At 38.2% G+C, this 217-nt stretch carries 1 protein-coding gene; it reads left to right on the top strand.

Annotated features, from left to right (window positions below; translation table 11 throughout):
• Window positions 1-28: 28 nt before the first annotated feature.
• A partial coding sequence (locus tag V6252_RS13355) for a type B 50S ribosomal protein L31 (protein ID WP_341610759.1) occupies window positions 29-217 on the top strand: 189 nt, incomplete at its 3' end.

The following is a 217-nucleotide window of genomic DNA, read 5'->3' as shown; positions in this document are numbered from 1 at the left end:
TACATACATCGGACCTAGAGAGTATATTATGCGTAAAGATATCCATACTAATTACCAAGAAGTTTTGTTCCACGACACTAACGCTGACGAGTTCTTTTTGACTCGCTCAACTGCTAAGACTAAATCGACTCGTCAATACGAAGGTAAAGAATACCAATACTACACACTTGATATCTCAAGTGAGTCGCATCCATTCTATACTGGTGAGCAAAGTAAA

Origin of the sequence: Psychrobacter proteolyticus, from assembly GCF_038155145.1 — a bacterium.
Classification (GTDB): Bacteria; Pseudomonadota; Gammaproteobacteria; order Pseudomonadales; family Moraxellaceae; genus Psychrobacter; species Psychrobacter proteolyticus_B.
Note: the sequence above shows the minus strand (reverse complement) of the source record. Positions and strands in the feature narration are given on the sequence as shown.